Genomic DNA, 15,044 nt, shown 5'->3' with positions numbered 1-15,044 from the left:
CTCCTTACAGGTTCGGGTCTTCCGTGGGAACAATTTTCGGAGGCGTTTTTATCGGCAGAGTTTGTTCTTCCGGCAAAAGCTTTTCAGCTTTCACGCGACCCGCTCTTTTAAGACCGTTGAGTTTTTGCGACTCTTCAGTCAAAGACATCGTTGCTTTGGATTGATATAAAAGATTTTCGGTTTTTGTTTTTACACTTTTCGCGAAGGCAAAGAAGTCCTTCTCTTTCTCGCTGACTTTCTGACCTGAAAGTGGTTTGAAAAGTTCCGCCTGATCTATAAGGTCAATCAAACTTCCGCCCATATCAGCTTGAGTCTGACGATCACTTTGAGATTCAACTAGGGTATAAAGATTTTGATATGTCTTCTTGGCTTGATCCACGGCACGAAGCGACCACGTCGCATCGTTTACTTGAATTGCTTTAATCAAATAAACCTGCACCATCTTTTGACTTTCGATCACGCTGTCAAAGGTGTCTGCAGAAAGCTGATTTGTCGAAACAGTTCCCATTTGCAAATAGGTTTTTGCAAGCCAGACCGTATCGACTTCGTGCTTTTCTGTGCGAACTTGATCGATACCTTTTTCAGCTTCGTTCAAGTACTTTGTCGCCTCTTGATCCCGCCCCATACGGCCATAATAAGCCGCTAGGCGCGCTGGAATCTCGGCCTTTGAAATTTCTGGTGGGAGATATTTTCCATTTGAATTCGCATCAAGTAAGCACGCCAGAGCTTTCATATCGTCACCAGTAGCTTCGTAGGCAAAGGACATTCTATAAGAAGCCAGAGCTGCGATTTCTGGTTGAAGTTTGTTTGTCTTTAAATAGACATCACGGTCAATTTTGATCGCCATATCCCAGTTCTCAAGATATTCGAAAGCTTGCGCCTCTCCTAAACGAGAAGACTGGAAGTATCTTGATTGGGGAAAATTGTTTTGGAAATTGATGAAGGCGGAACGAGCCTCTTCAAAACGACCCAACGCCAAAAGTCTTTCAGCGTTGTTGATCTGATTTTCCTCTTCGTGAGCTTGCATATTCTGCGTCACACCGACTTCACGCTGAGTAGAAATGTGAGCGCAAGACGCTGCTAGAAAAGAAAAGGGAAGCAGGCCCAAAGTGAAAGACTTCAACTTCATTTTTTCAATTCCCTTTCCTTAATAAGCTGACTGAGTTCTTCAAGTCCCGAAAGGTCAGAGATATCTTTGACCAAATCAGGGATTCTTAGAATGCGCGCCTCTTTCTGCATTCTCGACTCGAAATGTTGATACAACGCATCCCTCTGATTGTAGAAGGACTTCATTTGCTTATACAAGTCGACGAGTTGCTGATCCGGTCCGTTCTTTTCGGAACCTGTGCGCAAGTCTAGCCAGTAAGGAAAGATGCGATTCAAAATCACAGTGTCAAGGTGGTAACCACCTTTTTTTATCTCGCGAGAAAAATACTCGGCTTCTTTTAATTTGGCCTGATCGAAGCTCGTGACCAAAACAAACTTCGTAGTCGGTGCCACCATCATGCGCTGAACCTCAACGGTTCTTTGCAAAAGTTTTCCCTGCCACTGCTCGATATTCACAAAGAAATCGCCCAGTTCGCGAATAAATTGTGAGCCCGTCAAAGTCTCTAAAACTTTCAGAACCTGACGGGTCCCCGTTTGCAACAAGTGCCCAAAGAAACCTGATTTTTTTCCTTCAGGATCGCGGAACCATTTTGCTACACCCTCGGAAAATAATGCTGCCAACTTCTGCGGGGCACTTAGGAAATCGATGGCATGCTTCGTTGGTGGAGTATCAAGAATGATTAAATCGAAATCACCCGATTCATAGCACGCGTACAGCTTTTCTAAAGCGGTAAACTCTTGCGAACCACTTAGATTTGTCGAAAGCTGTTTGTACAAGCTATTTTGGAAAATCTTTTTTGCAGCTTCTGATTTCTGGGCGGCCCTGGAGACGAAATCATCGAAAGTTTTTTTATGATCGATGACCGAAGCATAAAGTTCGCCCTTGAAATTCTGCCCTGGAACTTTTGTGATGTCTTTCGTGCCTTCGATTCCCAAAGTTTGCGCCAGACGTTTCGCAGGATCAATGGTGAGAACTAAAACGCGCTTGCCTTCTTCGGCCGCCATGACCGCTAGTGAGGCAGCTACCGTGGTTTTGCCCACTCCACCACTGCCGACACAGACAAGGACTTTGGCATTTTCAAAAAGAGGATTGCTCACGCAAGCCTCCCTGCAATGGAGGAAACAATTTTCCAAGGGTCTGTTTCAAAAAATAATGGCACCGTTTGAAGACGATCGGTTTCTTTTTTTGCTATCGACAACATTTCTTTCTGACGAGTGCTGTGATGTTGTAAATACAATGCAAAGTCGCGAAGATTTGGATCGCTTTCCGCTTGTACGATTTTTTCATCACTGACTGGAATCTCGAGCATTTTATTGAGAATCAATTCCGCATCGATTGAAAATTCTGATTTCAAATCATTGCGAAGCTCGATGGCTTCTTTCAATGGCAACTCTTCAGGCAAAGTGACGATATGATATTTGCAAAGTTCACTGTCGCGAATACAACGATCAATGCTGCGGCTTTGTTCTCCCATCGGGCCAAATTGAACGGCCTGGGCCATTCCCTTTGGCGCTTCAAGCAAGGCTTTGAAGTGACCTGTGGCAAAGGCATCTACGACAACGCAATCAAATGGAAGAGGCGGACCATGCTTGCGCGGACCACTCGTGATTTTTCCCATGATCGCTAATTCAGGTAATCCGGGAGCGACATTGATGAAGGCTCTCATCACTGCATTATCAAAGAATAGCTTCGACAGGCTTTCGACTTTGATTAAATATGTCGCATATTCGCGCAGACAGGTATCACCTGACCACAAAGCCAGAGATAAATTGGGTCTCATTTGCATCGGCTGAAAGCTGACATTGGGAAGATCGAAGAAATCACGAAAGAAGCTCTGGTCACCCAGTTCGACTAGGAGGACTCTTTGGCCAGTTTGGCTGAGCTTTAAGGCCAGGGCTGCGGCAACGGCCGACTTTCCCACGCCTCCTTTTCCCGTCACGAAGTGAATCTCTTGCTTCATAGATCTTTAAGTGTCGCTGACCTTGGAAATATAGGCATTGCGCTAGGCGTTATCGGGTGCTATTGGAGCGTGCATCTTCTAAGATCCATCGGTTTTAACGCATTCCGGTTGATCCGGAATTAGCTACCTGAAGTGTTAGGAGTAATAACATGAAATCAAATGTAGAAAAGGTTTCCAACCTTTCAAGAAAATTGAACATCGAAGTTCCAGCAGCAGTTGTTCAGTCTTCATTCCAAAAAGTGTTCACTGGCATTCAAAAAGATGTAGAAATCAAAGGCTTCCGTAAAGGTAAAGCTCCTTTGAACACTATCAAAAGTATCTATGGCGATCGCGTAAAACAAGACGTTGTTCAAGACTTGGTTCAACAACACTATGCCAAAGCTTTGGAAGAGCACAAAATCGATCCTATCAGCTATCCAGAATTCGAATTCGCAGATCCGTCAGAAGACAAAGACTTCTCTTTCACAGCAACTTTTGACATCCGCCCAGAGATCAACTTGAAAAAGTATGAAGGTCTTGAAGTTGAAAAAGAAAAGTTGGAATTCGATCCCGCTAAAGTTGAACAAGTTCTAGAAAACATCCGCGCCTCTCGTGCGACTTTTGAAGATTCAAAGGAAGACCGCGCTGCTAAAGTTGGCGATACAGCAGTTATCGACTTCGTTGGTTACGTGGGCGGTAAAGAACTTGAGAACGGTGCAGGCACTAACCATCACCTTGAGCTTGGCGCAAAACAATTCATCGAAGGTTTCGAAGATGGCGTTGTTGGCATGAAAAAAGGCGAAACAAAGACAATCTCTTTGAAATTCCCAGATCCGTACCATTCTGCAGACCTTGCTGGTAAACCGGTAGAGTTCAAAGTGACTTTGAAAGAAATCAAAGTGAAAGTGTTGCCTGAACTAAACGAAGAGTTCATCAAATCTTTGGGCGGCCCCGACACTTTGCACGACTTGAAAAAAACAATCCAAGAAGATCTTGAGCAAGGTGAAAAGAAACGTATCGAAGACGCTTTCAAAAACCGTCTTTTGAAAACTCTTGTAAAAGAAAATCCGGTTGAAGTTCCTCCTTCATTGTTGAAAGAGCAAAAAGCTTCATTGGTTGAAGATTTCAAACGTCGTATGTCTGAACAAGGCATGGGCGAAGCTGATTTCGCTTCTTACGTTGAAAAATGGGATGGCGACTTCGCAAAAACAGCTACTGAAATGATTCAATCATCATTCCTAGTAGATGCTATTGCTAAGAAACACGATCTTTTTGCGAAGAAAGAAGATCTTGATGCTAAATTTGCTGAGTATGCTCAACAAACTGGTATCGAAGAATCTCGCATTAAAGAATTCTACGGTCGTCCAGATCAAGCGAGCCGTCTGACTTACCAAATCACAGAAGAGAAAGTGATCAACTTCTTGAACCAATCTGTAAAAGTTAAAGAAGTTCCAGCTAGCGCGTTGAAAGACGAAGCAGCCAACTAATTTAGATTTCCTAATCAGACTTCCAAAGGCGTCAGGTTTCCTGACGCCTTTTTTGTTTTCTGAATCTGATGTTTCACAAAAAACTGTTTTGTTCCCATTTATTTGTGCGAAGCAAATATTACGTCTACTCCAAATGTTCCATTTTCATTGCCTTCATCTTCGAGAACAGTTTAGCGTTCACTTATGAAAACTTTTAAAGCCTTTACACTAATATTGGTTGTTTCATTATTAACATCCATCGCTGATGCCTGGAGCTTTCCTTTACCTGGGATGCCAGACGCCGCAGATCCTGGCTCGAAAGCGACTCCGTTGAAGTCCTATTCAATTGATCCTTCTGGCATTACGATCTCGGGTGTATCTTCTGGCGCTTATATGGCCGTACAAATGCAGGTCGCATATTCGCAGACGTTTGCAGGTGCTGCGAGTATCGCCGGAGGAATCTACTGGTGTGCTCAAGGCGATTCACAACGCGCGCAAAGCGAATGTATGGGAAGTCCACAAAGTATAAAATCGGAAACGCAAGTCGCCAAGGCGCGCGAGCTTGAAAAGTCAGGCGCTATCGATTCCTTGGCGAATTTGAAAACACAGAAGATCTATATCTATGCAAGTCCGAAGGATTCCATCATCAACCCAGTGAATAGCGATAAGCTTCGTGAATTTTACGGAGCATTGGCGAACACTGCGAACGTCGAATTCGTAAATAGCGTAAGCTCTGCTCACGGATGGCCGACATTAGATAAAGGAGGCCCTTGCAGTTTCCCGATGTTGCCATGGATTTTGAACTGCAACTATGACGGTGCCGGGGAAATCCTAAAACAAATGTACGGCAATCTTGCACCTCGCGGTCAAATGGTCGCTTCGCACTTGTTAAAGTTTTCGCAGTCTGATTTTGGTGACTCCTCAACACCTTTATATAATGAGGGTTGGGTGTATGTTCCCGCATCTTGTGCTCAAGGCGAGCCATGCAAATTGCACGTCGCTTTGCATGGCTGCCAAATGAATCCTGATTATATTCAAGATAAGTTTGCAAATATGTCGGGTTTAAATGAATGGGCTGAAACAAATCACATCATTGTCTTGTATCCACAATCAGCGAAGATCATGGGTAGCAATCCTTATGCTTGTTGGGATTGGTTTGGATTCACCGGAGATAATTACGTGACCAAATCGGGCACACAGATGAGTGCTTTGTATAAAATGATTCTGCGTCTTGAAGGAAAATAATCTTCACGTGCTCATGATATTCTGAAATAAAAAAACCCTGCTTCGTCAGGGTTTTTTTATTATTATCCTTTTCAGTCTTTACGCGGACGAGACTTATAACTGTTTCTCGAAGGATTTCCAGAATACATCTGGGGCTTCTATGAAAGGCACATGACCAAGATCTTTTAAGGTGATCAGTTTACATTTCGGGATCATTTTTGAAACGGTCTTGCCCATTATGGGATAGTTTCCCATTTTACTTTTCATTTTCTCTGGAGCCCACGCTTTACCAAGCGCCGTCTTATCATGAGTTCCCACCCACAACACCGTCGGTACTTTCAAATTCTTAAATTCATAATAAACTGGTTGGGTAAAGATCATGTCGTAAGTCAAAGCCGAGTTCCATGCAATCAAGGAATAATCAGAGCCTTCCAACCAACCTAGTGGAATGCGAATGTATTTGTCGTACTCAGGTTTCCATTTTCCATCGTAATAACTTTCAAGTTGATAGTCTTTCACACGCTGAGGAGAACTTGAAAGCTCCGCCTGATAGAACTGATCGATAGTGCGATAGGGAGTCATAGTCTTCCAGTCTTCGAGACCGATGGGGTCGACCAGGAATAATTTGCTCACACGCTCTGGAAACATCAAAGCAAATCTTGTGGCGACCATGCCGCCCATCGAGTGGCCCAGCAGTTGGAATTTTCGAACTCCGATGCTGTCTAACAAAGCCGCCGTGTATGTCGCCAAAGCTTGGAATGTATATTGGAAATTTTTTGGCTTTGTAGACTTACCAAAACCAATTTGATCGATCATGATCACTCGATAGCCGTTGTCCATCAAACGATGAGCAAGGTCTTCGAAATACTCTCCGGAAAAATTTTTGCCGTGAAGAAGAACCATGATCTTATCGCTGTTCTCGAGTCGAGAAGCGTCCATATAGGCCATGCGCAGATCTTGTTCTTGCGCACGGAAATTAAAGTACTTCACAGTAAATGGATATTCGTAATTAGTAAGATTGGCGTCCAAACCCTTTTCCGCAGGTTGCGGGTTTTCCACGGGCTTTGTAGTACAAGCAGCAAAAGCAAGAACCATTAGAAGGCAAAGATGAAACTTCATAGTCTGACTCCCCTTTTATCAGGAAATCATAGACCTCATTTCATCTTATCGGCAATTGTTGTATTGCTCGAAATACCTTTGGCAGATTGAATACTGTGAATTGCAGTCTGTCACATCTGTCGAGTGATACTGAGTTGTTGGACATACGCGAGTAGCTGCGCGATTCACCATGACATCGAAATCTCCAGAAGCGAACTCCTGAAAACTTGGAGAGTTTGTGTAGATCGAATAATGAACGTGATTCACACCTGCCATCAACAATGGCTTTTGAAACAACGATGAGATCCACAAATTAAATGTCGAACTTTTTCCAGAACGACCGTCATAGTTATTAATTTTTACGCGACTTGAGTTGTCTTCACGAACCGCTTTCAACTCAACCTGTGTTGCCCGGTTATCGAGAGGACCCACAAAAATATCAGAATTTTGCGGCTCCAGAACAACATCACGGCATGTGTAGTTGGCCTGGCTTGTGCCATTGAAACCATCACAAGTCATTAGGACGTTGCCTTCAATTGGAGTTGCTTGGAATGTAGAACCTGAAGCAAAGCCGGCATAATCGGCAGTTGCAACGGACGAAAGCAATAAGATGAACGAGACCGCTTTTAACATAAAAGGCCTCCCCTCTTGCCCCCTAAGTAGGCGGCTAGAGTAGGAGACCTAAATACCGGAAGCAATAACTAGCGCGTCAAACCTCTCATGGTTGTCCATGCTTTAAGATAGTTAAATGCTTGATATGCTTGATAATCTGACTTCAACAATTTGTCGCGAGGCGAAAGATGTTCTTCTTTTTTATTCCCCAAATCTTTCCACCAAGCCAAAGCGCCCTCTTCTGCACCTTTTTTAAGATCCAGTTTTTCAGCGGCTCTTTCTTTATCACCTTTTAAGTGACCTGCAATATCACCCTCACGAGTTGTTTGACCCTTCATAATCGTTTTGGCGAATGCATCAGCATCGACATCTTCAATTTCAACATCTGGATGGATACCTTCCGCTTGGATCGACACACCACTTGGAGTGTAATAACGAGCCACAGTTAATTTCAGACCACTACCGTCACCCAATTTAATAACTGACTGAACGGAGCCTTTACCGAACGTGCGTTGACCTACGATCAATGCGCGTTTGTTATCTTGAAGAGCTCCGGAAACGATCTCACTGGCAGAAGCTGTGTATTCATTCACAAGGATCACAAGTGGTACATTCGTGTACTTACCTTTTTTAGAAGCCACAGCGACTTCCTTTTCGGCTTTATTTCGGCCGATGGTGCTAACGATGGTTCCTTCTTTCAAGAACATATCGCTGACTTTCACTGCTTGATCAAGCAAACCACCTGGGTTTCTGCGAAGATCGATCAAGATACCTGCAATGTGGCCTTTTGTATTTTTCTCGTGAAGCTCGATGGCTTTCTCAAGATCCTTCGCAGTATTTTCAATGAAGCTTGTGATCTTAATATAGGCATAACCGTCACCCATATCTGTATATTTCACGGATTTGATTTTCACACTGCCGCGAACAACGGTGATATCACGTGGTTTATCTTCGCCATCACGCACGACACGCAATACGACTTTGCTGCCTTTTTTTCCACGCATCAATTGAGACGCTTCGACAAGGCTCATACCCTTCGTGCTGGTCCCATTGACCGCCACTACTTTATCACCCGCTTTGATACCCGCTTCCCAAGCCGGAGCATCTTCGATCGGAGAAATAATAGTCAAAATACCATTTTGCACAGAGATCTCGATGCCCAAACCGCCAAACTCGCCGCTTGTTTCAGTTTCAAAATCCTTGAAAATATCCGGAGGCATAAAGTTTGTGTGCGGATCAAGCTCGCGCAACATTCCTTTGATGGCTCCGTAGATCAACTTTTTAGTATCTACTTCTTCCACATAGTATTGCTGCACGAGATTCAAAACCTTGCTGAAATTTTGAAGATCTGCGTATCTTTCTTGCGCGAATGCTCGGACTTGAAAACCTGCTTCGGCCATAATGAAGATTGCCATGATCAGAACGAAGCCGATCACATAGGTTTTCCAGTAGCGTTTCAGAGATTGCATGGTGTTAGAGTCCTTTCATCCACTGCTGCGGGTCGTAGGGTTCAGAAAAATGTCTAATTTCAAAATAAATTCCTGCAGGATTGTCGGCAGAAGAATTTCCTGCGGCGGCAATAACTTGGGAGGTGCTAATTTCATCGCCCACGTTCACTTTCACACCTTCCGCGTGCCCGTAAACCGTGTAGTAATGATCTCCGTGGTCGACGATTAATGTCTTTCCAAAACCAGGGATGTCACCAACGAAGGAAACTTTTCCTTCAAACACTGACTTGATCGGACTTCCTGCTGCGGCAGAAATAAAAATGCCTTTATTCGATACAGTGTACGGGTGATCCTGGCCTTTCATAAGTCCAAATTTGCGAGTCACGACCCCAGCAAGTGGCGACGTTAGCTCTCCCTTTTGATCCCCGAAAGATGGTTTGAATAGCAAATCGAAAATGCCGGCATCATCAATATTGTTCTGCATGGATTTCGCGCGAAGTCCGTCGATTTGCTTCAAAGCGAACAGTTTGCTTTTGCGGATGCCATCAAGAAGCTTGTTCTTCACATTTTGTTCCGCAATAAGTTTCTTTTCTTGAGTAGTGATTTTTGCTTCGACCGACTTAAGATTTTCAAGTCGCAAAGCTAGACTACGCTTTTTGCTTTGCAAGTCTTGAAGGTCTGTTCTGTAGTTTTTAATCAAGGCGAGGTCGCGCTCAGCTACAATTCCAAGAATTTTCAGATTTCTTTCCAACGAGGCCGAATTATTCGAAGAGAAAATATAGCGAGCTACAGAGGGACCACCCAGCTTGTAGATCGCACGCAAACGCTCAGCCAACAGAGTTCTTTGCGCCTTGGATTTTGCCTCAAGATCATCAACCTTTTGCGCCAAATTTTTGATGTTCACTTCAAGCCATGCGCGCTCTTGAGATAAAGAACCACGCTCAGTGACCGTTTTTTTAATTTTTTTATTAATCTCGAAAAGTCCTGAAAGAACTTGGCGCTGCTTCGTCTCTGCCGCTTCGATTTTCTTTTTATTAGCCTCGAAATCCTTCGCAATAGAATCCGCATTCACAGAGGTTGCACCCTGCGCGGTTGAAGCTAGAAAGAAGAAAGCCATCATGGCTTTTTTAAGATTCAAAACAATCACCCCTGACTAGCTGCCCAGCCGTCATTGATTTTTCTAACGCACAGATAAGATCCGAAAGCTCCCACCGCAGTTCCACCAATGATCAACAACGCAATGGATGTCGGAGTGATAAATGCAAGATGCTGCCCTAGCTGTAAGAAACTCAATTTGCTTACCAATAAATTTCTAAAACCTGTGTAACTGACGAAGCAAAGAATCACTGCCAATGTCGATGAGATAAAGCCAAGCAGCGCGCCCTCTTTAAGGAAAGGAGTACGGATCATCGAGCTCGTCGCGCCGATCATTTCCAGGACAACAATTTCATCTTTTCTATTCTGAACAGAGGCACGAATCGCATTGGACATCACAAATAAAGAAGCCGCCAAAATCACAACGCCTAAGAGCTCCATCGTGATTTCCATCGCGGAAACCAAGGCACCATATTTTTCGACCCAGTCTTGACCAAAGCTGACCTCATCAACGCCCTCTTTGCCTTTTAGATCTGCTGCCAACGACTGTAGCACCTGCATTTGATCTTTGGTTTGAACATTACTTGCTAATGTCACTTGCAGACTTGATGGAATTAATTTTAGAAGTTCATCGTCCCGACTGATATCTGGGGCATAGCTGGCCAGTTGAGTACGGAAGTCGCCTAATGCTCGCTCTTGATTGATATATGTAACCGTATTTACTTTGCCAGTATTTTTTAAGAAGTCTTCAAGACTTTTGCGACCTTGTTCAGAAATATCTTGGGATAGATAAACGGTCATCTGGACGTCTTCACCCCACATCGTCAGAATGTTTTTAAAGTTCTGCGAAATCAGAAGTGATGTGCCCATAACGATGAAACATGCGGTTACAACAACCAACGTGGACAACTTCAATGCGAGATTTTTTTGTGGAGGCTTCATTTTGTGTCCCCCACGATCATTCCTTCGCGCAACTCTAAAGTTCTTTTTTTCCGGCGTTTAACCATCTCGTGATCATGGGTTGCTACAAAGACAGTTGTTCCTTGAGCGCAAACTCTTTCAAGAAGATCCATGATCTCTTCGCTTAAACGCGGATCTAGATTTCCTGTCGGCTCGTCGGCAATCAACACTCCGGGCTGGTGAATGATAGCCCTGGCAATCGCTGTTCTTTGTTGTTCACCACCAGAGATGAACTCCGGATACTGATCATGTTTATGAGCAAGGCCTACTTGCTCTAAAACTTCGTAAACTCGGCGCTGAATTGCGTGCTCTTTGTCGCCGCGAATTCTGAGTGGCAATGCTACATTTTCGAAAATCGTGCGATCTTTAAGCAATTTAAAATCTTGGAAGACCACACCGATTTTTCTTCTGAAGAAGGGGATCTGCCCGTCCTTAATTTCAGCAAGATTATAGCCTGCGACTTTCAATCCACCCGAAGTGGCAACATCATAAGCAGAAATCATTTTAAAGAGAGTCGTCTTCCCCGCCCCGCTTGGGCCCGTTAAAAATACAAATTCACCTTTGTCGATGGTCAAATCGATATTCTTAAGAGCATGAATTGCTCCAGGATATGTCTTATATACGTGAGAAAATTCGATCATTCTTTTATCTTATGAAAGATGGTGATGATTGAATACTCGCCTTCAGTCGAGGTTTTGATTATTTCTACAGCTTTATGTTCTTATGGCATCCCGCCAGCCATCAATGTGTCGATGATCGTGGAGTGTTGACGGTGAAGAGCCTGCTTAATGGCTTCCTCACGCTGTGAAGATCCGCTTCTCAAAACTTGCTCATGAGGAATTTTAATTGTCTTCATCACAGCGCCATTGCAAAAAATACGGCTTACTAAAAACGGGTTTTGAGCTCCCCAATCTTCTGTCTGCACATGGAATTTTTGACCGCGAACCGTGATATCAGAATTAAAACCTTTTTGCATTACCAATAACCTCAGCTTTGAAATCTAACAAAAAATCAGTCAGATCTCATCATTTTTATTTCTCATATTGTGTTGGTGCGTTTGACTCGGCCATAAATTCTAGACCACACTTACAAGATTAAAGGAGGTCTCATGCACAAGCTCTTATTGTTGGTATCTGCGTTTTCTCTTCTTACTTCCTTTGCCCACGGTCAACAACCACCGTCTGCATTGCCACCATCTCCACCGCCATTTCGTGGTGAAGCTGAAGCCGGTGCTATTCTTGTCAGCGGTGCTTCAAGTTCGGAAAGTTATGCGGGCAAATTGAGCATGGCTTATACACAAGATAAAAATATTTACTCTGGCGCTGGCGCCTACATTCGCTCTGAAGCAAATGGTATAGAGAGCGCTCGTAATTGGAATTTGGGTGTGCGCTATGATCGCGAGCTGTCGGATTACTTCAGTGTTTTCGTCGGACAGAAAGTTGAAAGTGACGTGTACTCTGGCTACACACAAAGGGATTCGACTGATTTGGGCGTGAAATATTATTTGATCAAATCGGACAGCTTGAATTGGACTGTCGAGGTCGGCGATCGTTATTCTAAAACCCAACCATTGCCAGGCACACCTCAATACGCCAATTACGGACGTCTTTATTCCGAGGTCAATAAATCCTGGGATAAAAATCTATCTGTTAAATATTGGGCGGAATATTTGCCGAACTTTACTGATGGCCACGCGTACTTATTCAATACCGAAGCGTCATTGAATATTATGTTGAATTCCATTTTTTCTCTTAAACTTGCTTACTTGTTACAATATCAAAATGCGCCTGCAGGAAATGCTGACTATTCTACAAATACGACTACAATGAATTTAGTCGCTAAATTTTAGTTGAAAGGAATCACCATGTGGAAAGAGTTTAAAACCTTCATCATGAGGGGAAACGTTTTAGATCTGGCCGTCGGTATCATTATCGGTGCGGCCTTCACCAAAATCGTTTCTTCATTTGTTGCTGACGTCTTGATGCCGGTCCTTAGCTTGGCCATGGGCAAAGTGGATTTCTCGAATCTATTTATCGCTTTAAACGGCGATATTTATCCGACTTTGGATGCAGCAAAAAAAGCCGGGGCTGCCACGGTCAATTATGGTCTTTTCTTAAACGCCATCATCGACTTTTTGATTGTCGCCTTTGCGATCTTCATGTTGATCAAAGCAGTGAATCGCCTTGAAGGAAAGAAAGAGGAAGCAAAAGCTCCTGATACGAAAGAGTGTCCAGAATGTCTTTCTCAAATTCCTTTGCGTGCTCGAAAATGTAAATACTGTGGCAGTCTTCAGACGTCGACTATGTACAGCGATAAAGCTTCAAATCCGTCGCTGAATCTTTAGTTTGTAGTCTAGCTAAATTCAATTTTTCACCGCGAGGGACAATGTATTCGTGCATTGTCCCTCGTCTCATTTTGAGCCGTAAATATTTTCCGCACACCTGCCGATAATTGGTACTGCAATTGCACCACCTATTTGCATCGGGGGGAATTCAAAATGAACAACCTTACACGCTTTAAGAATACGACAACTGTTAAAATAGTAAGCAAAATCATTTTTGTGGTTTCTTGTTTGGTTGCGGACCATTCTTTTGCAGCTGACACGCAAAACGCGAGCGCCGCTGCGGGCATCAATCCTTACGCCTTATCCGCAGTATCTCCATACGACGACGTGTGTAACTCGCAAAGCTCTTATTACAATCAAATGGCCTGTGAGCGAAAAAAGCGCGGCATTGTATGTTCGTCAGTACAAAGTCAATTCAACTCCGCAAATAATGCTATTAATAAGGCCTGTGGCAACGCCGGTATCAGCACTAAAACTACTAAGTTAACAAGTAAAGACGATGCTTATTATGATCAATCTACTAGCAATGACGGAATTCAGAAGCAATCCTGCCAAGATCAAGTAGCACAATGTAATTCTAATATGAGCACTGGCGCTTCGGGATCCATTCTTTCTAATACTGCTGCGGCTTATTTGAATGCCACCGGCTCAGCTTATGCCGGTATTGCAGGTGCTTTGGCTAACGGCAGCAGTTCCTCTAGCTGTCCGCAAATGTCAGGTAAAACTTATTTCAACCGTAAAGACAGCCTCGAAAAAGATATTGATAGCACTCAAAAAGAACTTGCTGACTTGAATGATGATAAAGCAAAGGCTCAAGACGATTACAATAAGCAGATCTCAGATATGCAAGATGACGTCAACAAGGCCCAGGAACAACTTGATCAGACTAAGCTTGATATTAAAGATAAAAAACGCAAGCAATTGACTGATTTTCAAACTCAACAATCTCAAATGAAGGATCAGCTTCGCCAAAAAAGTGCAGATGTTTTAAGCTTACGTGGTCAACTGATTCAATCTCAACAGGACCAGGCCTTAAAATTGATTGCCATGACGGATGCTTCCGGCAAGCGTGCTTGTATGAAGGCCGTTAATGACGCCAACAAAGCTTATGGCGCCATTTCTGGATCCACTTCAATTGCTGAACAAAAAACCAAGAAAGCCGACCTAATTGCGACTTACAATGACTGTATGGACGCCTTCAATCAGCAACGTGTCGCTTTGAATAAATCCAAAAAACAAGAGCAAGACCAAATCAATCAACAGATCACAAACACCCAACAGTCTATTGATGATTTGAATAGCAGTTTGAATACAGCTTCCGAGCAACTGACAGAAATGCAAAATGATGCCCAGACGGAAGAGGACAATGCGACTCAAAAAGTCGTCAAGCTAATGCAAACGACTCAAACAAAGATGGCGGCCGCTCAGCAAAAATTGCAGTCAAATTTGCAAACCATTGAAGCTAAAAATACGTCTTTGTCTCAGAAATTAAATCGTTTGAACTCTGAACTATCTGCTTTAGGTCCAGTTCCTCCAGAAGACTCTTCAGAGTCAGCCAGCTCTATCGGTAGTGAAATTACTTCGAATCAGGAAATTATCAACGACATCTTAAGTGACTCGGCTCAGGCCGACTGCTTATCTAAAGGAACACGGGATAGAGCCAAAGCGAACGGCGCTATTGCCAACTAATTTTTCTATCTCGTCTTCGGACCAGTGTCCCTAGACCCATTCAATTAGCACTGATAGAATG

General features: G+C 43.6%; 15 protein-coding genes. 5 read left to right on the top strand and 10 right to left on the bottom strand.

The features are described 5' to 3' along the window. Positions 1-4: 4 nt before the first annotated feature. The 3 genes from VF412_RS10675 to VF412_RS10665 are packed head-to-tail and all read right to left on the bottom strand — an operon-like array spanning position 5 to position 3,068. Positions 5-1,129, bottom strand: coding sequence for a hypothetical protein (locus tag VF412_RS10675; RefSeq protein WP_331339230.1), 1,125 nt, complete (start codon positions 1,127-1,129; stop codon positions 5-7). Next, entirely contained in the window at positions 1,126-2,205 is a 1,080-nt protein-coding gene (locus VF412_RS10670; RefSeq protein ID WP_331339229.1) for an ArsA family ATPase, read from the bottom strand. Before VF412_RS10670 ends, VF412_RS10675 begins: the two co-directional genes overlap by 4 nt. Then, complete coding sequence (locus VF412_RS10665; protein ID WP_331339228.1) at positions 2,202-3,068, bottom strand: ArsA-related P-loop ATPase; 867 nt, start codon at positions 3,066-3,068, stop codon at positions 2,202-2,204. The genes VF412_RS10670 and VF412_RS10665 overlap by 4 nt, the downstream gene beginning before the upstream one ends. A gap of 149 nt (positions 3,069-3,217) precedes the next feature. On the opposite strand from VF412_RS10665, the gene tig reads away from it, so the two are divergent. Together tig and VF412_RS10655 are read left to right on the top strand one after the other, a co-directional pair. Beyond that, a complete protein-coding gene (gene tig / locus VF412_RS10660) occupies positions 3,218-4,534 on the top strand; it encodes a trigger factor (protein WP_331339227.1) in 1,317 nt (438 codons plus the stop codon). 183 nt (positions 4,535-4,717) lie between these two features. Further along, positions 4,718-5,758: a PHB depolymerase family esterase gene (locus VF412_RS10655; protein ID WP_331339226.1), complete on the top strand. Its 1,041-nt coding sequence runs from the start codon at positions 4,718-4,720 to the stop codon at positions 5,756-5,758. A 93-nt stretch (positions 5,759-5,851) separates the two neighbouring features. On the opposite strand, the gene VF412_RS10650 is transcribed toward VF412_RS10655, so the two are convergent. The 7 genes from VF412_RS10650 to VF412_RS10620 form a co-directional block, all read right to left on the bottom strand. Continuing rightward, positions 5,852-6,856, bottom strand: coding sequence for an alpha/beta hydrolase (locus VF412_RS10650; protein ID WP_331339225.1), 1,005 nt, complete (start codon positions 6,854-6,856; stop codon positions 5,852-5,854). 45 nt (positions 6,857-6,901) lie between these two features. Next, positions 6,902-7,468, bottom strand: a complete 567-nt coding sequence (locus VF412_RS10645; protein WP_331339224.1) for a hypothetical protein — start codon at positions 7,466-7,468, stop codon at positions 6,902-6,904. Between the two features lie 68 nt (positions 7,469-7,536). Then, positions 7,537-8,916, bottom strand: a complete 1,380-nt coding sequence (locus VF412_RS10640) for a S41 family peptidase (protein WP_331339223.1) — start codon at positions 8,914-8,916, stop codon at positions 7,537-7,539. Between the two features lie 4 nt (positions 8,917-8,920). Beyond that, entirely contained in the window at positions 8,921-10,033 is a 1,113-nt protein-coding gene (locus VF412_RS10635) for a murein hydrolase activator EnvC family protein (RefSeq protein WP_414640836.1), read from the bottom strand. A 5-nt stretch (positions 10,034-10,038) separates the two neighbouring features. Next, positions 10,039-10,932: a cell division protein FtsX gene (locus VF412_RS10630; protein ID WP_331339221.1), complete on the bottom strand. Its 894-nt coding sequence runs from the start codon at positions 10,930-10,932 to the stop codon at positions 10,039-10,041. Continuing rightward, positions 10,929-11,591, bottom strand: coding sequence for a cell division ATP-binding protein FtsE (gene ftsE, locus VF412_RS10625; RefSeq protein WP_331339220.1), 663 nt, complete (start codon positions 11,589-11,591; stop codon positions 10,929-10,931). Before ftsE ends, VF412_RS10630 begins: the two co-directional genes overlap by 4 nt. Before the next feature lie 80 nt (positions 11,592-11,671). Next, complete coding sequence (locus VF412_RS10620) at positions 11,672-11,926, bottom strand: hypothetical protein (RefSeq protein WP_331339219.1); 255 nt, start codon at positions 11,924-11,926, stop codon at positions 11,672-11,674. A gap of 132 nt (positions 11,927-12,058) precedes the next feature. On the opposite strand from VF412_RS10620, the gene VF412_RS10615 reads away from it, so the two are divergent. The 3 genes from VF412_RS10615 to VF412_RS10605 all read left to right on the top strand — a co-directional run bounded on the left by VF412_RS10615 (position 12,059) and on the right by VF412_RS10605 (position 14,983). Further along, complete coding sequence (locus VF412_RS10615; protein WP_331339218.1) at positions 12,059-12,799, top strand: DUF481 domain-containing protein; 741 nt, start codon at positions 12,059-12,061, stop codon at positions 12,797-12,799. Between the two features lie 15 nt (positions 12,800-12,814). Further along, positions 12,815-13,294 carry a large-conductance mechanosensitive channel protein MscL gene (gene mscL, locus VF412_RS10610; protein WP_331339217.1) on the top strand — a complete coding sequence of 160 codons (480 nt, stop codon included), beginning with the start codon at positions 12,815-12,817 and terminating at the stop codon, positions 13,292-13,294. 153 nt (positions 13,295-13,447) lie between these two features. Further along, positions 13,448-14,983 carry a hypothetical protein gene (locus VF412_RS10605; protein WP_331339216.1) on the top strand — a complete coding sequence of 512 codons (1,536 nt, stop codon included), beginning with the start codon at positions 13,448-13,450 and terminating at the stop codon, positions 14,981-14,983. Positions 14,984-15,044: the final 61 nt, after the last annotated feature.

This window comes from Bdellovibrio sp. (assembly GCF_036384735.1).
Classification (GTDB): domain Bacteria; phylum Bdellovibrionota; class Bdellovibrionia; order Bdellovibrionales; family Bdellovibrionaceae; genus Bdellovibrio.
The sequence above is the reverse complement of the archived record's forward strand: the minus strand, read 5'-3'. Positions and strand labels throughout refer to the sequence as shown.